Raw genomic sequence first — 21,359 nt, 5'->3', positions numbered from 1 at the left:
GGGTTTCGGACGCCCACCCGAAAAGCGCCCGCGTATGGCGCTTGGCCCGAAGCTGTTGACCTAGGAAGTCGATGCTCGCCACAGGGCTCCCTGGTGGCTGGCGTTATCCAGATCATTGACACTACAACTTGAGGAGGAATGGTTTGACGAGACAGCGCTCTTTGCTGACGCCTGGTCCATTGTCGTTATCGCTGGCGGTCAGGAGCCAGATGCAGCTTGATCTCGCATCGCGCGATTGCGAGTTCAAGGAAGTGACCGCCTGCATGAGGCGGCTGATGCTCAGCTTGTTGGGAAATGCTGAGGACTATTCGGTGGTGCCTATTCAGGGGGGCGGCTCTTTTGCGATGGAAGCCGCGCTCTCTTCATTTGTGGCCCGAGCGGACAGGCCGCTCGTTTGTATAAACGGCATCTATGGCGAGCGCATTTTACGAATCTTGCGGTTGTGGGGCGTCGAAGCGCTGAAGCTCGTCAAGCGAGCGACCGATCCTTTGGATCCTGAAGAAATTGGCGAGTATCTGAGCCGAAATCCTGGCGTTACGCACCTATGTTTGGTGCATTGCGAGACGACAACCGGAATCGTCAATCCGCTGGACGCGATCGTGGAGCAGGCGAGGCGACGTGGCGTAAAGACCATCGTCGACGCGATGAGTTCTTTTGGCGCCCTTAATATCGATCTGAGCCAGCGTGGAGCTGACGTCCTGGTCACCTCGAGCAACAAGTGCATAGAAGGGCCGCCGGGAGTAGCGTTTGTCATTGCGTCTCGCGAGCTGCTCGAGAATGCGGTTCAAGAACGCAGGTCGTTTGTGCTCGACGTGAGAGATCAATGGCTCTCGCTCGAGCGCAGCGGTGAGTGGCGATCGACCCCACCAACCCACATCGTTCAGGCAACGACAAAGGCGCTGGAGATTCTGCACGAGGAGGGCATTGATGCGAGGCGCCGCAGGTATGAGAAGATTAGGGACGATCTCGTCAAAGAACTCGAAGGAGTAGTGTCGCCGCTGTTGTCGGCCGAGTTGCAATCGCCGGTCTGCGTCGCGTTCGGCGCGCCTTCCGGAATCGTGGACCAGGCAGGATTCGACGGGCTGTACCGCCACTTGGCAGCCCACAACCTCTATGTCTACTCGAAGCTGCATCTCCCGACGCGGAGTTTCCGTATCGGTTGCATTGGAGAAATCCAATCCAGCTGGATCGTGCAGTTGGGCTGCGCATTTCGTACATATTTCCGCTCCAGTCAGGGTCGGTCAGCTGCGCCGATGTCGGCCCAAGAGACATGTGACGCTCGCGTAAAGATGCCAGCTCAAACGGGTGGAGAACCGCAGCTGTCGTTTTCGGCCGAGACCGCGGTTCTGCATGCGGGCTATCGACGCGACGCAGTGACGAAAGCCGTCGCAGTGCCGATTTACCAGAATACGGCTTATGAACTCGATGGCGATCTAAACCACATTGCTGACGTCTACAACGTCAAGGCCGACGGGTTCACCTACACGAGGATCATCAATCCGACGACCCGCGCGCTGGAAAGGCGCTACGCCGCCGTCGATATGGGAAGGGACTCGCTCGCCGTCGCGTCAGGTCAAGCGGCGACGTTCCTGGCTATCGTCAACCTGTCAAGTGGCGAAGTGGGAGACAATGTCGTCGCCTCTCCGTATCTATATGGCAATACCTGGAACCTGCTCCACAACACATTAAAGCGTCTTGGGATCAGCGTGAGGACGGCAGATCCTCGAAAGCCCGAGACGTTTGAACGTGCCATTGATGATCGCACGATATGCCTGTTCGGAGAGGTGATTTCGAATCCTTGTCTGATTCCGCTCCCCGTCAAACAGCTGGCCGAGATCGGCCGAAAGTACGGCGTGCCTTTGGTCGTGGACAATACGACAACGCCACTGGTATGCCGGCCGTCAGATCTCGGCGCTGCGATTACGACGTACTCCGCAACAAAATATATTTGCGGCCACGGTACGACGCTCGGCGGACTGATCGTTGACAACGGCGAGTTTAGCTACCGGGGAGCCTCTCGCTTTCCCTTGTTCAATCGTCCCGACGATGCGCATGGCGGAATTGTCTGGCATAACGCGGTGCGCGATGTCGACGATCTCGGAAAGAGCGAGTTTCTCCTCAAGGCTCGCATGACCTGGTTGCGCGATACCGGCGCGGCGATCGCCCCGTTTGCGAGCTTTCAACTGATCCAGGGGCTTGAAACGCTGCCACTTCGCATGAAGCAGCACTGTGCGAATGCCAGGATCGTGGCCGACGTTCTCAAGGAGCATCCTAAAGTGCGCCGTGTCTTCTACCCGGGGCTCTTTGAAGGCGCCGATCGGGAAGTCGTCGAACAGACACTCAATGTTGCATACGGACACGGGGCGATGGTCATGTTCGAAGTGGAGGACGAACAAGCCGGGCGCAAGTTCATTCAGAACGTCGACTTGATGTATCACGTCTCGAATGTAGGCGACGCCCGCACGCTCGTGACCCATCCTGTCTCGACGACCCACACCACCGTCCCGCGGGAAAAGCGCGAAGCCGCCGGCATATTTGGCGGCTCGATCCGGCTTTGCGTCGGCATCGAAGATGTCAACGACATCCTGCGCGATCTGGACAAGGCGCTTTCCGCAATCTGACAACCAGCAAGGCGATCAGGAGGAAGTTCTCATGAATCAGGCAGATGCTTGGAAATTGAGGTCATCACGCTATGAGGCCGTTCAATTCAGCCGAGAGATCAATAAGCAGCTCTCTGAGCTGAGACCCGACAACATAACGGGAGCTGCTTATATTGCCAAAGATTACGCTGTCATCACAGCGTGCACGCTCGCGACTGTGTCAGTCTCATGGTGGCTCTACCCGGTGGCCGTCCTTCTAATTGGTGCCTATCAGCGCGGATTGACAACCATCGCTCATGATGCGGCTCACCGTACGCTCGCGAAGAACACGACCTGGAACTACGTCCTGGGCATTCTGTTCGCGTCGTATCCCTTGTTCCAGCGCCACTGGGCCTACCGGATCTCGCACGTCTATTTGCATCACCCCTATCTTGGAGACCCGGACAAGGACCCCGACCTGAAGTTCTTCCTGGCCAGCGGCGTTTACGACGTGCAGCCTCCGGAGCGGTACGCTTTCAACATGATTTGGAAGCCGATCTTCGGCGGCGCGACAGTGGCGTATCTGAAGTATCTTTGGGCGAATCGATTTTCGGTCACAGCTGTCGAGGATCAGAGCCGCTCAGGCATACTTGTCGACAAGTATGGCTTCTATCTCTTCTGGATCAGCATCCTGGCCGGATCATATGCTGTTGGGCTGCTCCATATCGTCGTCCTGTTTTGGATCGTGCCCTATCTCACCACGTTTCAGGTCCTCGGCTGGTTTATCGAGCTCGCCGAGCACTCACCTATGTGCGAAACCGAGACGCAGAACGTCTATCTCACCCGGAATCGGAAAGGAAATTTCCTCGAGCGGGCCATCCTCGGGCAGAATTTGGATGAGTACCACCTTGAGCATCACCTTTCGCCGGGCATCCCGTTTTGGCTGTTGCGCAAAGCTCAGAAAATCCGAATGCAGGATCCGAACTATGCGAAGGTTGCCGCGACCTGGGGCGGGCTCTTTGTCAAGGGACCTCAAGGTCAACCTAGCGTCATAGATCAGTTAAAAGAGCGAAATCGACGGTTGTATGAGCAGTCCGTTGCCGAGGTTCGCACACGAGGGCAGGTGGCGTGACGTTGCTACGGCCAGAGATCACCCGAGCCGTGGTAGGCGTCACTTCGAACCGTCTTCTGGTCGACGCTGTGCATCGCGACTGGTTGCGGCGCAAGTACTTGCAGGCACTCCATCGTCATGCGGGCGTGGCTTGCGTCATATTGCCGACGGTCGACGCCGAAGATGCGAGGGAGGAGGTCGTTCCGGCGATCATGCGCCGGCTCGACGGCTTGGTGTTGACAGGCGATGAATCGAACATCGACCCCGCCGTCCTGAGAGCGCCCGCGTCCTTGACGGAGGATGACCGGCAGGACGTTGAGGATGGGATCCTCGACCGTCCGCGGGACAGGCTCTCTGCCGTAACTATAGAGAGCGCCATCGCGCTCGGAATGCCTATTCTAGGCATCTGCCGTGGGCTTCAGGAACTCAACGTCTATTTCGGCGGCACGCTCCGCTCATCGCTTGCGGAGTGGAGGCCGGAAAGTGGTGCGATGCATGCCGAGAAGCCAAATCGTCCAAGAGACCGCCAGTACGACGCCGCCCACAGCGTCAAGATATGTTCCGATGGCGCGCTCTTTCCAATCGCGCGGACGATCGAAGCGCAAGTCAACTCGCTGCACAATCAAGGCATCGAGGCGCTTGCCCCGGCGCTGAGGCGGGAGGCGTGGGCGCCTGACGGTTTGGTCGAGGCGGCTTCGGTCATTGGCGCCCCGACGCTGCAAATCGGTGTGCAATGGCACCCCGAATGGCACGTCTCAAGCGATCTCCTCAGCAAGCAATTGTTCAAGGCGTTTGGAGAGGCGTGTGTTGGGTACTACCGGACCAAGAAGAGCTAGAGGCGGATTGTGACATTTCAAACCAAACGTGGTCCGTGCACGTCGAAAGGACATTCCCTCGGAGCCAACGTACGCGTCCGGTCCTGCGAGGGCCGCGCGTCGCTTCGCGGGCACAGGAAGACTGGACGATTGGCGACTCGCTTCGCTCTGGGAGTGTTCCTTGTGGCGCTTTATGTCGTCGTGAGCGCGGCAGGTGAGGTTTATGCAGCGTCGTACTTTCAGCAAGCGGATGTGTACGTCGCGCTCCTGCTGTCCTTCGCCGCGGTATGTCTGATATTTAATCTCCTGGCTCGCCACGAAGGAGACGAGGCAACGGTGGCGAAATGGTCGCTCCTGGTCTTCGTCGCGCTCAATGTCGTGACAGCAATCAGCTGGATCGGCTTATTCATCGGACTGAAATACGCCGAACCTGCGATCGTCGTCGCCTTCATGGTCGCACTGGGGCCCACCGCGACAGTGTGGTTAAACGCACTGATCAGGCGCCAGGGTGCCCCTCCAGCATCCGATATTGTCGTGAGCGTTACGATCGCAACGATCGGCAGTTACATGATTTGGATCTCGGCCAGCGGCAACGCAGGTGTGGAGTGGGGGGCTCGATCGTCCTTTGGCATCGTCTTGGCGATCGTGGCCGGGCTATCGCTGGCTCTTACAAATATACTCGTCAAACTGCTGTTCGACCATGGGTTTTCTGGCCGACAAGTCCTGGCGCATCGCTTTTATGGAACGATTCTCTTGCTGCTGGGACTGGTCGACTATTCATCTATCGTGCCTGAGATCTCGCAGCATTTGTTTGCGATCGCAGCAATTGGGCTGTCGACGATCATTGTTCCATTGCTCTTGATCCAGCAGGGCATTCGGCGCGTAGAGCCCTTCACCGTCAACACGGTCCTGTCAACCGCCCCTATCATCACCTTCCTATTCCAGTACTTCGATTCTCGCATCGTGCCTTCGTCACATACGTTCATTGGAAACGCTCTCATTACGGCTGTCGCTGTCGGCAACATCTACTTGCAGTATCGGAGATCCGCATGAAACAACGGAATTGTGTAATCGTAGACGCATACTCTACCGGTCGATACCTACCGGAAGAGTTCAAGCGCTATGGAATTGGAACGGTGCATGTGATGTCGGCTGCACAGATTGCGCCCATATTCCGATCGCATTTCAATGCGGATCTTTATGATGAAGTCATTCGCCCCAGCGAGGGAATGGGCTATGAGGAAACCGTTGAATATCATCTTCAGGCTCTGCATGGCCGGGAACTGGAGTTCGTTATCGCGGGCTGCGAGACCGGAGTTGAACTCGCCGATTCTTTGTCGGAGCGGCTGGGCTTGCCCTCAAATGGGACCGCGCTATCCGCTGCTCGGCGTGACAAAGCGCGATTGTCTTGCGCGTTGACCTCTGCAGGCGTGCGATCCATCAGACAAGTCGTGTCCGACAATCCTGTAGAGATCGCGAGCTGGAAGCGTGAAGCGAAGTTCGATCAGATCGTGATCAAGCCGCTGAACAGTACGGGTACCGAGGATGTATTCTTTTGCTCGACAGATGCTGATATTCAGCGGGCTCTAAGCACAATTGTCGGGAAGACGAACCGTGTCGGAGTGTTGAATCGTTTTGCCCTCGGGCAAGAAAAAATAAACGGCCAGCAGTACACCGTAAATGCCGTCTCGATCGGCGGGGAAGGTTTCGTTACGGAGGCCTGGACCTATGACACGGTTCCTATTGCGGGGGCATCGTCGGTCTGCTCGCTTGAGAGATTGTTGGACGGCAGCGAACCAATCGTTCAGGAACTATCCGACTATTTGGTGCGTGCGTTGCAGGCGCTACAGATCGTCGACGGACCGGCTCATGCAGAGATCATCGTCGATCATCGGGGACCGGTTCTGGTGGACTTCGGAGCGAGGCTTCAAGGGACCATGTCGGCAAAAGCACGAACGATGGCGTTGGGGCACAACCATATGAGCCTGACGGCCTGGCGCTACGCAGATCCCAAGGGCTTTGGTGAATATATGAGGCTGCGCGGGGGGCCCTACAGGCGGCAGGCTCACGCACTTTGCGTCTCGCTGATCTCAGATATGGGCGGTGTCGTTGCCGGTTACCCGGGACTCGAAGCAATCCGCCAGCTCCCGAGCTTCGCGGATGCCATTGCATTTGTTCCAATTGGTCATGAGCTGGTTCCCACGATCGACTTGGTGTCGACACCAGGCATCGTTTATCTGGTGAATAGCGACTTGACTCAGCTTGAGAATGACTATCGCAAGTTGCGAGCAATGCGGATGGACCAGGTCTTCGAGTTAGTGATGCAGGATCGCGACTAATGCCAACTGATCCCAGGTTGACCGGAGCGAATCCAGCCCGCGCGGCGATGGTCGGCGTAAGCGACTTCGATGGCGTTCTGCGAGGCAAACACGTCTTAGGTGAAGATCTCTCGGATGGAGACAAAGTCGTCAAGTTCTCTGAAGCGGTGCTGGCGTGGGATTGTACGGACCGGGTCATTCCGGCCAGTTTTACGCAAAAGCCGCTATCAGCGTTCGGGGACGCTGACCTGCGTATTCTGTCAGGCACCGGCCGTTCGGTGTCTCATCTCGGCGATCAATATCTCTACCTCGCGGAGTTCACGGGCCCACATGAGAACATTTGCCCGCGCGGTGTTCTGCGCAGGGTCCTGCGAAGGGCTGCTGACCACGGATACGACTGCACTGTCGGGTTCGAGTTTGAATTTATGCTGTTTAAGGAGAACGCAGACACGATTGAAGAAAAGTCGTTCGGCGAATGGGCTCCTTTAACACGCGGCCCGTTCGGCTACTCGATTGCGCGTTCGGTCGCGCAACATGAGTTGTTCGATGAGATCTTGGCGCTTTGTGAGAAAGCTAGACTACCTCTCAGCGGACTACACTTTGAAACGGGACCTGGCGTGGTCGAAGCGTCACTTCGTCATTGTGATGCGCTGGAAGCTGCCGATCGAGCAACCATATTCAAGTCGATGATTAAAGCCTGGGCGCAAACGCGAGGCATGATGGCTACATTCATGGCCAAGGTTTCCGAGAAATGGCCCGGCCAGTCTGGCCATATTCACATCTCGATGTCCTCGGATAATCAGAATGCGTTTTATGACAGTGATGCGTGCGGCAACGTCTCGAAGCTTATGAGGCAATTCATCGCCGGACAACTAGAATACATGAATGAGTTCTGTGTGCTCGCTGCGCCGAACTTCAACAGTTACAAGAGATTGGTACCTGGCTGCTGGGCACCAATCTGTCCAAGCTGGGGAGTTGACAACCGCTCCTGCGCAATTCGCGCCATTCCGGGAGAGCCATCGGCCCATCGCCTGGAGTATAGGCTGCCTGGCGCAGACCTGAACCCATATCTCGCGCTCGCAAGTGCGATTGGTTCGGGAATATTGGGTGTCGAGACAGGTCCGGCACTGCCGGCTTCGATCGTCGGTGATGCAAGCGCGGAAATGTGTCGTTCGTCCGCGAGACTGCCTCAAAGCCTATCAGAGGCAACTTCTCGGTTTGCAGAGTCTGCAGCGGCAAGTGATGTCTTCGGAGAAAGGTTTGTTGAAGCTTTTTCTTGCTCGCGCCGTTGGGAGTGGGAAGCCGTTCAACACCGGGTCACCGACTTTGAACGTCGGAGATACTTCGAGATCATTTAGCTGAGCTGTTCGACAGTTCTGAACGTCATTCCTCTGGCCGGTGCCGGCCACACTATTGCGGCTGCCTGTTCCGCTGATGTTGGACTTCATACAGAGCAAATGTGCGTTACTCGTTAAGTGAGGACCTCGGGACGCTGAGGAGGTCCGCTGCTATCTGCTCTGTGGCAGCAACCGCGATTGCTCCGTTGGATACTAGATTATATCTAACGTCCGGTCCTTCTCGTAAGCTCTACATCGGCAAGCAGATGGTGGAGCCGTCAAGCATGCGCCCGGTTGGCAGGTATCCCTCGCAAGCCGTCGAGCGTGCGCGCGCTTGCCTGGGTTGGTCCCAAAGCGGCGAGACAAGCGCTGCGGTCCGTCAGCCAGAAACTCACTCCGGCTGAAGTGAGCGAGCTGAGTTCCTCGCCTCTTCATTGCCGACTTGGCTTGCCAGACCGGGAAGCGGACTGTAAGCGTAGCTCTGCGGCCCTTTTGATGATTGACGCTTGACATCTGTGAGCCGCGTGCCGCGACGCCGCGGCTTCCAAATTTGGACAATGCGCTGGCGGCGGCCTCGAGCATCCTCGGGGCGACGAGGTTGGGATCGAACTGTGCGGGCCCCAGAGGCGCATATTTTCATATTCCAGATGAGTAGGGTCGCCGCTGGCATCGAGGTATTCGGCATAGCCGGGCGCACCACCGACGTCCTCGAGCAGGAGGGATGTCCCTCTAACGTGGTGTCAAACCATTTTTCGAGTTTGATCACTTGGCCTCAGCTGTCACCGAAGTCATAGAGATAATGGATCGTCTTCGCGCCGGTCTCCAGAACGATATTGAAGGGCTGCGTCTTGCGATGCATCGATGGGCTGAGGGCCAAAATCTCCTCCGGGATCATGGATACCCCGACGTCCTTCGCCGGCCAGGAACTCGAAGAGATGGCTGTTCGCCCGGCCAAACGCCGCCTGAAGCGTCAGATGCAGCCGATCAAGGCGCAGCGTGAGCGGCACGACAAGGCATCGCGTCACCTCCGGTTTCACATCCTTGAGAGGCCACCTTGATCCGGACCGAGGTCGTGTTCAGGCCCATGCCGCCAGCCTCGGATTATGTGCATGCATCCTGTACATCGACGCTCAAGCCGTCCAAGGCAGCCAGGAGATGCTGTCCATTGATTGGAAACCACCTTGACAGCGCTTTCGATACGTCAGGCGATGAGTTCAGCATTGAAGATTGAGCGGTGGACGCCATTTTCTTTGGAGTAGCGCTTTCGCAGCGTTGATTGCCTCAAAGCAGTTTGGAAAGGCCGGCGGGGACCTGACAACGCTCTTGCCGATGTTTCTGCTGATACCATTCGGCGGTATCCTTCTCGTCTTCGGATATATGCACTGGGATACATGCAGCTCGAAATTATCTGCATAATCGTGAGATCGGTGGGAGCAATTTTAGTGGTGGAACCGATTCTCACGCTTTCTGCTGTTTCGAGACGGGCTAACGGTAGTTTGCCGATATCAGATTGGCGCTCGGTGTGCTTGGCACGCTCACTGCGCTCTTTTTATGAGCGTATTGTAAGTGCGCTCAACTGGGCAGCCTCCTCGGCGAGGGCCTATTCTGAAAAGGACTTGCGCAGCGTAGGTTCTGCTCACTCGAACGCGAGAAGAGGAGGTCGACTTGACGGAACGTTCCACATCGAGCCAGATCTACGCATTGTTGAATCCGAAACTCTTTGGTCGGACAATAGCATCTCCTCCCGGTTAATAAGAGCTTTGCTGCTGCCGAAAGCCTGACAATCGACCCTGCGGTTCGCCATGCTCGACGGCTTTCGGTATTCGGGAATGACTTTGGCAGGGCTATTTCTGGCAGCGCACATTTCCATACTGGTCACGGCGAGCCAGCGGAATGCGGACCGGCGCTACAATCGACTATCCCGCACCTTATGGGTCATCCCCTATTGCTGCCTCAGCACCACAACAGCTTCCATGAAATTGGAACTCGGACGGCGGGTTGTGCATTCGGAGAGCATCCTTCGTCAGCCAACCGTCAGCCAGGCGGCCTATCCAGGGACGCTGCGCATTGTTGACCGTATGGGAGATGGAACATGACGGGCATTGGCCGACCTGGCGAACCGCACGTTGGGGCTGCGGGAGCCGACACCACGTCGGTATCGAGCAGTGCGCATTCGGAGCCAAATGTCCCTGCGGAAGGCCACCGAGTTTTCAACTCTGTCGTGGAGCGGATGCGCTTAGCGTCTGAAGATAGAATGGCGGCGCTCGCGAGCCTGCCCTCAGGTTCGGGTGTGGCAGTCCCCATTTCCTCAAGCGGTGAGGGGATCAACGCAGCGAAACAAAATATGGACGGCCTGCTTGAGGAACTTGATGCTTGCCACAGTGCTGCCATGGGCGCTCAGAGCTCGTCTGAGGCGCAAGAGCTGATCGATCAGGTTGTCAAAGCAGGCGCAGCAGTTCTGGACTACTACGCGAGCCTGTCTCCAGATGTGGCGCGCAGCATTCTGTCCGAAGATCAGGCTCGCCGAGTTCGTGACCGGACTCTGGATGCGGGGAACGAATGCAACGCGCTGGCCGCACCGATTATCTACGCCTTGGAGCAGCGTAGGGAGAATGCGGGAAAGATACTCGAGCGGATGCGCCAATCCAATGCTCCGCCCGACCAGCTGATCCGAGCGGCTTCCAGTGTGGCGAAACACTATTTGGCCTGCACGGAGTGGTGGGAAAAGAAGGCATTGCGCTCTGAACGGATGCAGTCCGTCTGCGCAGCCACTGCCAGCTTGCCAAGTGCAACGGCCGAAATGCGACAGACCGAACAGGCGACACTAAGGCTGCATACCGGCTGGGCACTGAATACGAGGTGCGTGCATCTGCAATCGCAAGTCCTTCTCGCGCGGGTCATGATTGAGTCGCACGCGAGCACGCTCGACCCGGCCGTCAGGCAAATCCTCTTGGGTGAGAACGGTCGGGCACGTCTACTCGGAACCTTCATGGGCGATGTTGTTCCGGCATTCCTCTCAACGGGCGACGCTGTTCTGCACAGCAAAGGACAAGCCCTCGACGCAGAGCACTGCGCCGTTCTGGAAGGGGTCATGGAGCGGCTATCGGAATTTGCGTCGGCGTTGCCCAACATGGTTGCCGAGCTAAGGCATAAGGGAGCAAGTCCCGAGCTTCCGTTGGATCTGTTGGATCAGATCGTGGAAGGAGCGTGGGTCACTGCCCATGAGGTCATGCGCCTCCTAGCAGTGCAGCCGAAGACACCAGCCATCATCGCAGCGCCAACGGAGGCTGGCCTTGCGTTGCCGGCAGACGCCGCCGGCAAGGACCCGGCGGCCGAAGGCAGTCCAACGCGCAGGAAAGGGAAGGGCAAGCGGAGGCAGGCCGGAGGTGCGGGGAGTTCGGCTGCCGGGCAGCCCGAGCCGCAGCTCGCTAGGCCCGAATCCGACACGGCTCGAACCACCAAGGTTATTGTGCTCTCGGATCTGGGCACGAAGAAACTCGCGAGCGCGGAAGAGGCGCATACGAGAATGTCATCGTCGGCGAGGGAACACTTGGCAATATGGCAGGCTCCGCCATCGAAGGAGACACTGACGCGCCTGCTCGCGCGATTGGACGAACTCTTGCAATTCGATCTGCGCAGCGAGCAAAGAGCCATTTCGCAAGCGCGCCACATGAAGCCCGAAGATGCCGACCACGTCGTGGACATCGTGGTTGAGCGGCTGCAGAGCCAATCTGCGGAGATTGAGGCCTGTGTAGCCGCGCTGGACGAACCTCGCCGCCGCGGCCTACTCACGCCTATGCAACTGCCCGAAGTGCACGACAAAATAGTCCGCCTCAAGGCGATGTTGTCGGAGGTTCAGGGGCAGGCACATGCTTTGAAGGCGCGAAAGGCTTCGATCGAGATCGATTGCATGAAGACCTATGCGTTTCCCTCGCAGAAGTACCTCGAACGGTTGCAGGCGGCCGAGGAGTTGGCTCCCTTGGAGTCACCGCGCGCATTGAAGGGTGAGCCAGGAACGCTGTTCGAGATCAAGCTGCAGCCTACGCCACTGCGCAGTGGTACGGTGAATCCGATGTGGGTGCACATCCATACGAAGCGGCCGGTCTATGCGTGGCAGTTAACGACATTGGATGACGCCGAATTCGCCGCTTGCCACGTGAAATCCAACGAACAGCGCGGCTACAATCGCCTCTGGCAGAACGCTCGAGCTGCAACGGGTCACGAAGACGTCGTGATCCACCGCGGCAAGCTCACGCCTGCGTTCTGCAAGTCCTTGTTAGGTTCCGCTTTTAGCGGCTATCCAGGGTATCCTTTTGCCGGAACGGAGCGCGGGGCACGCAGGTGACTCGATACGAGACTAGTTAAGCGACTCGATAGAGCGCCGCTTGTGGTACGGCATCGGTCTTCTTCGCATCCGGATCCAGTGGCCGAATGAACCGCACTTTGGGCTCCAGGCGCCAACTCCTGAGCTAAGAAGCCGGATTGAGCTGTTGGAGAGGCGAGCGTTCGCCATTAGCAACTCCAGGAAGAGGCCCAAGAGTTCTCTGAACCGGGCGAGGATGCGGCGGAAGTTGTGGCCGACGGCTGAGAGGACGACATTGGCGGCGTCGCCGGCGCGGCCTTTGAGGTAGCAGCGGCCGAGGTGGCCTTCGGCCTTCATGTGCCCGATGATGGGCTCGATGGCAGAGTGACGGCGCAGCTCGCGCTTGATGACACCGAAGACGCTGCGCTTATGGCCGGAGATGAAGACGCGACGGGGATTTTGCGCGTGGCGGCCGCGGTACCCCTTGTCGACATAGGCCCGCTCGATCGGACAGCCGGTGAGCGTCTCGGTGCGCTCGATGGCGTCCCGCAGGGTGTGTGCCCATCATACGGATTGTCGTGCATTGCGCTCGCGTGCAGCACGAGCAGTCCGCCGGGAGCGGGGCGATTGTTGGTCACGACGGAGGCCTTCACGCCGAACTCGTAAGGCGCGGGGGCCTGGGCTTTGCCGATGCATTCCACCTCCGGAGCATGGAAGATGGGATGGTTGCCGTCCATCCCTGACGGCATCGCAATGTGCCATAAGGGTGGTTCACAGCCACTGAGCGCAAAGGACGGCAACCGTGACGAAAGATACGATGATCGGCGTGGATCTGGCAAAGAATGTTTTCCAACTCCATGGCGCGTCGATGACGGGGCACGTGAAGTTTCGCAAGAAGCTCTCGCGAGCTCAATTTCGCAAATTCATGGCTGAGCAGGCGCCTAGCGTAGTGGTGATGGAGGCTTGCGGCGGGGCCCATTGTTGGGCTCGGCAGATGATTAAGCTGGGACACGACGTGAAATTGATCTCGCCGCGCTACGTCAAGCCGTTCTTGAAGCGTCAGAAGAATGACGCGGCCGACGCCGAGGCGATCGTTGACGCGGCGCAGCGTCCGGAAATGCGTTTTGTCGAGATCAAGACCGAGGCTCAGCAGACGCGGGCGGTTCTGTTTCGAAACCGCGAGCAATTGGTCCGCCAGCGCACCGAATTGACGAATGCCTTGCGTGCGTATCTCTATGAATACGGCTACATCGCTCCGCAAGGAAACCCAGGCATGAGCAGATTCACGACTTAGACCAAGAGCAAAGTGATTTGCCGAAGCTCGTGCACGACCTCTGCCGCGATATGCTGCAGCAGATCGCTGAAAAGACCGCTCGGATCCAGGCCATGCTGGTGCGACTCAAGGAGCTAGCTACGAAGACCGAAACGGCAAAGCGCCTGCAGACGATGCCCGGCGTAGGCCCGATCACCGCGCTGGCGATCGAGGCCTTCGGGCCGCCGATGGAGACATTCAGATCCGGCCGGGATTTCGCCGCGTGGCTGGGACTTGTCCCACGGCAATATTCATCGGGTGGTAAGCAACGGCTTGGCCGGGCGTCGAAGGCCGGCCAACTGGACATACGTAAGCTCCTGATCATTGGCGCGATGTCCCGCCTGAGCTGGCTGGGACGAAAGTCCATAAGCGAGAAAACCTGGCTGGGCCGCATACTGCTCAAGAAGCCGCGTATGCTCGTGGCGGTCGCACTCGCGAACAAGATGGCACGCGCCATCTGGACGAAGAAGGAGAACTATCGAGATCCGGCGCTGGAGGCCACTGCATGACGATCAGTCCGCAGCGGGTCTCAATCTAACGCCGGTACGTTGGGGAGTGTGAGAAGACGACTACTTGCATGGGCAAAGGATCGAAAGATCTGGATCAGGAAAACCAGCTTTATTCCTGGAGCTTCGAGCTCGAATGGAAGATTTGGACTTGATCCGCAGATCACCATCCCGGCCGGCGGCATCTGAAGGGCCGCACATGAAGGCCTCACAGAAGCGCGCACTCGATCACATGCTTGCAAGTAAAAAATCTTCTTGCATCACGGACGGCAACCACAGAAGGAATAAAGCTTCCAGCCGCGCTGGCGCTGCTGCTGCGAATGAATCTGCGCGACCCAGCCGAGCGGAAGGGCGAAGGCCTCCTCCAGTGCCGGCTGGCCCTTGATGTTGCGGCGGATGTCGCGAATGATTGGGCCGAGCCTGCTACGCAGGATGCGCAACTGTCCCTGATGCCGCCTGAACTTGATCGTCGTTGATGGTTCGAGGACGGCCAGGGCGGGCTTCGTCAAGCAGGCCATCACAGCGGTCCTTCAAAAATCGGCGGCGCCATTTGCCACGGTGTGTTCGTGGAGGCCGAGTTCGGCAGCTACCGACTTGCTTGGCAAGCCATCCGCACACCGCAGGATCGCGCGGCAGCGCTCAGGTAGCGATCGGGCAACGCAATGACGACGAACCTGCCTCTCCAAGTACGCCCGCTCCTGCGGGCTAAGAACCAGCGGCGCGATCGGCCGGCCTCGCTCACCTGCATTCGCCACGAGCACTCTCCTCTATAGAGATTCGAGCTATCAACTAATGTGACGAACTTGCGTTCCAGATGACTAGCACGACTTTGGCAGAATGTGCTTTCGCCGCTGTTTTTCAAGGATTTGCTTTCGGCAATATGGGCAGTGCTGAGGTGGCGGCCGGAGGATGAGATCTACGATGGCGTGACGTACGGCTGGCATGGTTGGCTGGGGCGGAGGCCCGTTGATTCTTTTTTTTCCGCCCCGCGTATGCGAGGCGACGATGTTGCAGGAAGGCGTAGGCAATCATTGTCATCAAGGCGTGGCGATGAAGACCTTGCCATGATCGCCCTTCGAAGTGATCAAGTCCAAGCTCCTCCTTCAACTGCTGATGGGCCTGCTGCCAATCCACCGTGCCTTGATGGTGGCGGCCAGTGTGCGCAGATCCGTCGCCGCAGGGAGATTGGCGAGATAGTATTTCTTTTCCCCTGAGGCACGTTGCTCGCCAATGAGCCAGGCTTCGTCGCCTGGGAGATGCTGCTGACCTTTATCCCATATCCGCTGTGGAGGGCCGTCGGCGGTCCGGACGCGGAGAGCAGCAAATTGGGCTTTCAGTCGACCTTTCGTCCCGCTGCGCCAACTCACGGTTTTCCATTTGGCGCTGGCCAGCATTTGTTCTGCCGCAATCGATAAGATATCGGGCACGTGGTGCTTTCGTGGTTTCCCGCGGACTTTGGTAATCGGCCAAATGAGCTTCACATCGACCGGATACACCTTCAGGTGCCGAGGGATGCCAACAGCCCAGGCCAGCCCGCGCTCGGTTAGCCCTTGTCGAAACGGTGCGCTAAGTCCGTATCCTGCGTCCGCCAACACACATCCAAAGCGCACGTTTGGCTGCTATCGCGCGGTCAATTTCGGCCAAAGCAATTTCCGGCTTGGACCGTGGCGTTCGGTATTCGGCTGGCACGCGAGCGCGCTTCAAACGAGACATATTGCTTGTCCAACTGTCGGGCAGAAAGAGGCGCAACGCGACCATCACGGGCACTTCGCCGCGCGCAAGCGTCAAAGACACCAGCGTTTGGCAATTTGCTGTTTTGCCGAGAGCCGACGCGTATTGAGCCGCAACACCAACCGAGCGTTCGCCCTTCTTCGGCAGTGAGGTGTCATCAATAACCAGCACCGCATCCCTGCCGCCGACAAGTCGGTCCGCCTGATCGAGCAGCTCTGTCTCCAGCGGCGTCGGGTCCCAGACACCGTCCGCAATGAAATGGTGCAACTGGTCGTAGCTGCTCGTGGCAAGGCGGTCTGCCATCGGCTGAACGCTCTTGCGGTCGCCAGGACCGATCAATCCCGCAACATATAGAGGACACATCCGCTGCCGGGTCTTATGACCCAGCCGGTCCAAGAACGGCATCAGCCAGCGTTCGAGTTCGTCTTCCCATCCCGGCATGGTCAGCCCTCCAAGAGCCGACCACCCATGAATCATTGAAAAATTGATTCGGGAATCTTGAGGGTTCTGTGAGGTCGCGGGGCAAAGGCCAGCCTCGCGCTCTGTCGTAGCTGCGACCTCATAGAAGCCGGATTGAACGAAGCCGCGGAGTTGTGGGCGCTATGGGGATAGTGCAGCCAGTGCGGCTGCGGAGAAGGCGCGCCTGTGGTCGCCGCGCGTCGGCGAGACATTCAGCTGATACGAGCGGCCGCATTGATCTGGCCAGGGGCGCGATACCGCGATCGATTTGCTGTGCTGGGATGCGCGGCCGAACGAACGACGGGGTGATTGGTGACGAACGCGGCCACGGCGACATCGGATGTTGCCACCGAGAGGGTCATCCCGGAAGGGGTGGATGATGCAGGCGCTGGTCATGACGTATCACAACGAAGCGGATGGTCGCGTGCGCAGGCTCGCGGGACGACATCGACGCGCCGCATGGTGCCGCCGCAATGTGGGCAGACGGGGATCTCGCATTTGACGAGAGGATCGCCGCTGGCTTCCTGATCAGCCGGAGCGTTGCGGACAGCAAGGAGTTGACGGCAGAGGGCGATTTTATCGTTGCGTCCGCCATTGGCGAGGAGGCCATAGTGGTGGATGCGGTGGAAGCCGTCCGGCAGGGTGTGCAGGAGAAAGCGACGAATGAACTCACCGGCATCAAGCGTCATCACCTTGGCTTTGCGATTCTGCCGATAGTCCTTCCAGGAAAAGCTCACCTTGCCGTCGGCAAGCGAGATCAGCCGACTGTTGGCGATGGCGACGCGGTGCGTATAGCGGCCGAGATAAGCCAGCACCTGTTCGGGCCCGCCAAATGGTGGCTTGGCATAGACGACCCAGTTGGTCTGTCGAAGTTGATTAAGGCGCGCGGCGAATGCAGCGGGATCGGTGAGATGGGCGAGAGCGCCAAAGAAGCTCAGCTGGCCAGCCGCGTAGGCAGCTTGTAGCTCTTGCAGAAACAGGCGGCGGAACAGCCGGGAGAGGACGCGCACTGGCAGGAAGAAGCCGGGCCGGCAAGCGACCCAGCGTGTGCCGTCGAGCGAGGGTCCACCGCCCGGCACGACGCAGTGGATATGCGGATGGTGTTGCAGGGTCTGGCCCCATATGTGGAACGGCCCGCGTGGCAAGAGCTTTTTCAGCCGATTTCACACATTGGAACGGTGCGGTCATATGTCCGGCCTTTGCGCGCGGCGATGGCCGCTGGCCTCGATGAGATCCGCGGAACGAAGAGCTAAATCAGGTATGCGCGCTTGAGCGCATTAGGGCCAGCAGCTTCACTCGTCTCGGGATTTCGTCCCATGGGTTCATCGCCTGTTGTTGCACCTTGCCCTCCGCCGGCCTGCGCCGGTCAGATCGTTTTGGCGGTCATTCGTCCATCAGACGTCGACCGCGGTAACGGCGGGACGCCGATAAGTTCCGCCCTTGTTTAGAAGAGCCCAGATGATCCGCGCCGTCTTGTTGGCCTGCGCAACCGCTGCAACCTTGAACGGCGGTCTGGCGAGCAGCGCTTTCAGCCGCGGTTGCGCCCGAGCGTCGTTTCGGGCGACCCGCAAGACGGCTGTTGCCCCGACGACGAGGAGAGTGCGGAGTTCCGGATTTCCCATCTTCGATATTCGTCCCAGCCGCTCTTTGCCTCCGCTTGAATGAGACCGCGGCGTCAATCCCAGCCAGGCGGCAAAGTGGCGAGCCGACTTGAAACCGCCGGGATCCGGCACAAGCGCCTTGATGGTCGCCGCAGTAATGGCACCGACGCCAGTGATCGTCGTCAACCGACGCATGTCCTCGTCGTGCTTGGCCTCCATGACGATTGCGCGCTCAAGCCTGTCGATCTGGTCGGCTGAAGCTTCAATTTGATCGGCAATAGCCCTCAGGGCGAAGCGCGCCGCTATTGGCACGCGAGCATCTGTCTCGTCCCGCACGATCGCGACCAGCGCCTCAACCTTTGCCAGGCCGGCGGTGGCGATGATGCCCAGTTCTGCTAGGTGCGCGCGCAACGCGTTGACCGCCTGCGTTCGCTGCCGCACTAGAAGAGCGCGGGTCTTGAGCACCATCGCGGCAGCCTGTTGCTCGGCCGTCTTAATCGGCACGAAGCGCATGGTCTTTCGGGTCACCGCTTCGCTGATGGCCTCCGCGTCCGCCGCATCCGTTTTGCCGTGCTTGACGAAGGGTTTGACATAAGCCGGCGGAATGAGCCGCACCTCATGACCGAGAGCTGCGATCTCGCGTGCCCAATAGTGGGCGCTACCGCATGCTTCCATCCCCACCAGGCATGCTGGCAGCTTCTCAAAGAAACGCAGAACTTCGCTGCGCCGCAGTTTCCGGTTGAACACGGGTGAGCCCTTGGCATCCGCCCCGTGAACCTGGAATACGTGCTTGGCCAGATCCAGTCCGATGGTGATAACCTGTTTCACGGAACGGTCCCTCCTTTGTGGCGTTCGAACAACGACCACGTTCTAGCACTTTGATGCTGATGGAGCGGGCCGTTCCACCACATCAGGTATGGAGGACGGCAGTCACGCCGAGCTGAGCGCCGAGATGCTTGGGATCGGCCGCGATGGTGGCGAGCGTCTCGGCCGCGCAGCGGAACAGGATGGGCATAGACGACAGCCTTGTTCTGGAAGGCGATCTCGCCGGCGGACGCCGGCATGGTGAAGACGACGTGGAAATACGGTACGGGAAGGAGTTCAGCTTGCCGTTCGGTGAGCCATTGCGCGCGCGCCGCGCCCTGGCACTTCGGGCAATGCCGATTGCGGCAGGAGTTATAGGCGATGCGTGTGGCGCCGCAGTCATCGCACTGCTCGACGTGGCCGCCGAGCACAGCCGTCCGGCAGGCCGTAATCGCGCCCATGACGCGCCGCTCGATGCGGCCCAGATGCTCGGCACGGGCTTGCCGAAACGCTTCGCCGTGGCGGCGGAAGATATCCGCCACTTCCAGAACCGGAGCCATGGCGCCCGCTCAGCCGGGCGGCACGACCTCCAGGTGGAGCCGGTCCAGCGGACTTGGCGTATTGCTGATGGTCTTGGTGGCGACCTGGGTATAGCGCGCCGTGCTGGCCAGGCTGGCATGGCCGAGCAGCACCTGGATGATGCGCACGTCGGCCCCGTTCTCCAGGAGATGGGTCGCGAATGTGTGCCGCAACGTGTGCACCGTCACCGACTTGCTCAAGCCGGCCGCCGCACAAGCTGAACGGCAGGCGGCGTGTAGCACGTTCGGGACGAGCGGACGCTCGTCGTCGCGGCCGGGAAACAACCATCGCTTTGGCCGAGTGAGCCGCCAATACGTCCGCAGAATCCTCAAAAGCTGCGGCGAGAGCATAACGTAACGGTCCTTGCCGCCCTTGCCGTGCTCGACCCGGATCAGCATCCGTTGGCTGTCGATGTCGACAACCTTCAAGAGGACCACTTCCGATACGCGCAGTCCGGCGGCATAGACCGTGGTCAGCGCGGTACGGCTCTTCAGGCTCGGGATTGCTTCCAGGAAGCGCACGACCTCGTCGGCGCTCAGCACGACCGGAAGTTTGCGCGGTTGCGTGCATAGGCGATGCGCTCCGGAACGGTGTCATGACCAAGCGTCACACCGTAGAAAAACCGCAGTGCGCAGACGATCTGGTTCAGCGCCGGCCAGGACATCCCCGTCGCAACCAGATGAACCTGGAAGGCACGGATATCCTCCAGGTCGAGGCGGTCGGGAGAGCGACCGAAATATCGGCTCAACTTCGCTACGGCGTTGAGGTAGGATTGCTGCGTCGCCGGTGACAGATTGCGGACCGTCATGTCCTCGATCATGCGGCGGCGAAGTGGGCTGATCTCAGCCATCGGAAAACCTCCTGTCTGAAGGGTTGGGCTTCGAAAACCCGCAATCCTCTCAGACAGGAGGCAATCCTTGCTATGCCTCCCTACATGCCGCGACAGCGGCTTCGTCCAATCCTCTAAAGCGCGGCAAAATCAACAATCTGCCAAAGTAGTGCTAGGGTGAGAACTCATTAATTTTTCTGCTGTGACAATACGATACTGATTCTCTTTGGGGAAGGATTGGGATCGTGATCGTTTTGCTGAGCGACGAGCAGTAGCAGCGGATCGAACCTCATCTGCAAACCGAAGTGCGCGGTTTCGAGCGGCAAGACGATCGCCGCATTATCAGCGGCATCATACTCGTGCTGAAAAGCGGCTGCCGTTGTCCGATTGTCCCGACGCCTACGGACCTCCTACGACGATCTATAATCGCTTCGCCCGGTGGGCGCGGCGCGGCATATGGGAAAACCTGTTCCGGGAGCTTGCCGGCAACGGTCGATCGACGGACACCCAGATGATCGACTCTACGCACGTCAAAGCGCATCGCTCGGCAGCGGGCGGAAAAGGGGGGCAGAAGCAGGCTGTTGGTCGCTCGCGCGGAGGGGCAACACGAAGATACACGCACTCGCAGATGCTAAGGGGCGCCTGATCGCCATTCTGTTGACTGGAGGCGAAGCGCTCGACTGTCCGATCGCAGAGCGCCTGATCCGCAGGGTCAAGCGGCCGAAACGGATGCTCGGTGACAAAGCCTATGATAGCGCCGAATTGCGTGAACAACTCGATGAGCGCGGAACCAAGCCGGTTATTCCAAACCGCAGCAATCGCAATCAACCGTACGGCTTCTCAAAGCGTTTCAGCCTGCTCCGGGCTCCTCTGTGTTTGGCCGAGGCAAACATTTGGGCGATGTAGCCACGCGATTTCAAAAGATTCTCTGTCGCCGCACGGACTGAGGCGTCGTCGTCAACGACGGAAATCAAAGGCGTGGACAAGACGAGCCCTCCTGGAGCGGAAATAGCGGCTGCAAGCATTAGCCACCTTGCGCGAAAAGTGGGCTCGACTGATGAAATTGTAAAATCAT

General features: G+C 58.9%; 10 protein-coding genes and 9 pseudogenes. 9 read left to right on the top strand and 10 right to left on the bottom strand.

Annotation, left to right across the window (positions count from 1 at the left end):
• Nucleotides 1–209: 209 nt before the first annotated feature.
• The 6 genes from AC066S_RS36100 (at nucleotide 210) to AC066S_RS36075 (ending at nucleotide 8,181) form a co-directional block, all read left to right on the top strand.
• The gene (locus AC066S_RS36100; RefSeq protein WP_235884901.1) at nucleotides 210–2,621 is read left to right on the top strand and encodes a 2-aminoethylphosphonate--pyruvate transaminase; all 2,412 of its coding nucleotides are present in this window, start codon (nucleotides 210–212) and stop codon (nucleotides 2,619–2,621) included.
• 31 nt (nucleotides 2,622–2,652) lie between these two features.
• Nucleotides 2,653–3,711, top strand: coding sequence for a dhydrorhizobitoxine desaturase (rtxC, locus tag AC066S_RS36095; protein ID WP_126261840.1), 1,059 nt, complete (start codon nucleotides 2,653–2,655; stop codon nucleotides 3,709–3,711).
• Nucleotides 3,708–4,526 (top strand): gamma-glutamyl-gamma-aminobutyrate hydrolase family protein, encoded by an 819-nt coding sequence (locus AC066S_RS36090; protein ID WP_126261839.1) that lies wholly within the window; start codon nucleotides 3,708–3,710, stop codon nucleotides 4,524–4,526. The genes rtxC and AC066S_RS36090 overlap by 4 nt, the downstream gene beginning before the upstream one ends.
• Before the next feature lie 162 nt (nucleotides 4,527–4,688).
• A complete protein-coding gene (locus AC066S_RS36085; RefSeq protein WP_235884900.1) occupies nucleotides 4,689–5,558 on the top strand; it encodes a DMT family transporter in 870 nt (289 codons plus the stop codon).
• Nucleotides 5,555–6,844, top strand: coding sequence for an ATP-grasp domain-containing protein (locus tag AC066S_RS36080; protein WP_126261837.1), 1,290 nt, complete (start codon nucleotides 5,555–5,557; stop codon nucleotides 6,842–6,844). The genes AC066S_RS36085 and AC066S_RS36080 overlap by 4 nt, the downstream gene beginning before the upstream one ends.
• Nucleotides 6,844–8,181, top strand: a complete 1,338-nt coding sequence (locus AC066S_RS36075) for a glutamine synthetase (protein ID WP_126261836.1) — start codon at nucleotides 6,844–6,846, stop codon at nucleotides 8,179–8,181. Before AC066S_RS36080 ends, AC066S_RS36075 begins: the two co-directional genes overlap by 1 nt.
• Before the next feature lie 410 nt (nucleotides 8,182–8,591).
• Here the strand turns inward: AC066S_RS36075 and AC066S_RS36070 are convergent, their stop codons facing one another.
• The gene (locus AC066S_RS36070) at nucleotides 8,592–8,876 is read right to left on the bottom strand and encodes a plasmid pRiA4b ORF-3 family protein (protein WP_235884907.1); all 285 of its coding nucleotides are present in this window, start codon (nucleotides 8,874–8,876) and stop codon (nucleotides 8,592–8,594) included.
• 204 nt (nucleotides 8,877–9,080) lie between these two features.
• Nucleotides 9,081–9,167: pseudogene (locus AC066S_RS36065) on the bottom strand (plasmid pRiA4b ORF-3 family protein); the annotation flags it as partial.
• A gap of 1,085 nt (nucleotides 9,168–10,252) precedes the next feature.
• Between AC066S_RS36065 and AC066S_RS36060 the strand changes: the two are divergent.
• Nucleotides 10,253–12,505, top strand: a complete 2,253-nt coding sequence (locus AC066S_RS36060) for a hypothetical protein (RefSeq protein ID WP_126261835.1) — start codon at nucleotides 10,253–10,255, stop codon at nucleotides 12,503–12,505.
• A 124-nt stretch (nucleotides 12,506–12,629) separates the two neighbouring features.
• Here AC066S_RS36060 and AC066S_RS36055 read toward each other — a convergent pair.
• A pseudogene (locus AC066S_RS36055) lies at nucleotides 12,630–13,179 on the bottom strand (transposase); the annotation flags it as partial.
• A gap of 101 nt (nucleotides 13,180–13,280) precedes the next feature.
• On the opposite strand from AC066S_RS36055, the pseudogene AC066S_RS36050 reads away from it, so the two are divergent.
• Nucleotides 13,281–14,284, top strand: a pseudogene (locus AC066S_RS36050) (IS110 family RNA-guided transposase).
• 275 nt (nucleotides 14,285–14,559) lie between these two features.
• On the opposite strand, the pseudogene AC066S_RS36045 reads toward AC066S_RS36050, so the two are convergent.
• From AC066S_RS36045 to AC066S_RS36015, 7 genes and pseudogenes are all read right to left on the bottom strand, one after another.
• Nucleotides 14,560–14,745: pseudogene (locus tag AC066S_RS36045) on the bottom strand (IS5/IS1182 family transposase); the annotation flags it as partial.
• Nucleotides 14,741–15,036 (bottom strand): annotated as a pseudogene (locus AC066S_RS36040) (helix-turn-helix domain-containing protein); the annotation flags it as partial. The pseudogenes AC066S_RS36045 and AC066S_RS36040, both read right to left, overlap by 5 nt.
• 103 nt (nucleotides 15,037–15,139) lie before the next feature.
• Nucleotides 15,140–16,489 (bottom strand): annotated as a pseudogene (locus tag AC066S_RS36035) (IS701 family transposase).
• Between the two features lie 374 nt (nucleotides 16,490–16,863).
• A pseudogene (locus AC066S_RS36030) lies at nucleotides 16,864–17,598 on the bottom strand (IS91 family transposase); the annotation flags it as partial.
• A gap of 267 nt (nucleotides 17,599–17,865) precedes the next feature.
• Nucleotides 17,866–18,900, bottom strand: a complete 1,035-nt coding sequence (locus AC066S_RS36025; RefSeq protein ID WP_126261834.1) for an IS110 family RNA-guided transposase — start codon at nucleotides 18,898–18,900, stop codon at nucleotides 17,866–17,868.
• Nucleotides 18,901–18,985: 85 nt separating this feature from the next.
• A pseudogene (locus tag AC066S_RS36020) lies at nucleotides 18,986–19,436 on the bottom strand (IS91 family transposase); the annotation flags it as partial.
• A gap of 9 nt (nucleotides 19,437–19,445) precedes the next feature.
• A pseudogene (locus tag AC066S_RS36015) lies at nucleotides 19,446–20,305 on the bottom strand (tyrosine-type recombinase/integrase).
• A gap of 435 nt (nucleotides 20,306–20,740) precedes the next feature.
• Here AC066S_RS36015 and AC066S_RS36010 point away from each other — a divergent pair.
• Nucleotides 20,741–21,190, top strand: a complete 450-nt coding sequence (locus tag AC066S_RS36010) for a transposase (RefSeq protein WP_430642560.1) — start codon at nucleotides 20,741–20,743, stop codon at nucleotides 21,188–21,190.
• Nucleotides 21,191–21,359: the final 169 nt, after the last annotated feature.

Source organism: Bradyrhizobium sp. CFUWI, from assembly GCF_056429085.1.
The sequence above is the reverse complement of the archived record's forward strand: the minus strand, read 5'-3'. Positions and strand labels throughout refer to the sequence as shown.

Coding starts and splice junctions, on each gene's coding strand:
- AC066S_RS36100 (WP_235884901.1), top strand. CDS start 210: ATGCAGCTTGATCTCGCATCGCGCGATTGCGAGTTCAAGGAAGTGACC.
- rtxC (WP_126261840.1), top strand. CDS start 2,653: ATGAATCAGGCAGATGCTTGGAAATTGAGGTCATCACGCTATGAGGCC.
- AC066S_RS36080 (WP_126261837.1), top strand. CDS start 5,555: ATGAAACAACGGAATTGTGTAATCGTAGACGCATACTCTACCGGTCGA.
- AC066S_RS36075 (WP_126261836.1), top strand. CDS start 6,844: ATGCCAACTGATCCCAGGTTGACCGGAGCGAATCCAGCCCGCGCGGCG.
- AC066S_RS36060 (WP_126261835.1), top strand. CDS start 10,253: ATGACGGGCATTGGCCGACCTGGCGAACCGCACGTTGGGGCTGCGGGA.
- AC066S_RS36010 (WP_430642560.1), top strand. CDS start 20,741: ATGGGAAAACCTGTTCCGGGAGCTTGCCGGCAACGGTCGATCGACGGA.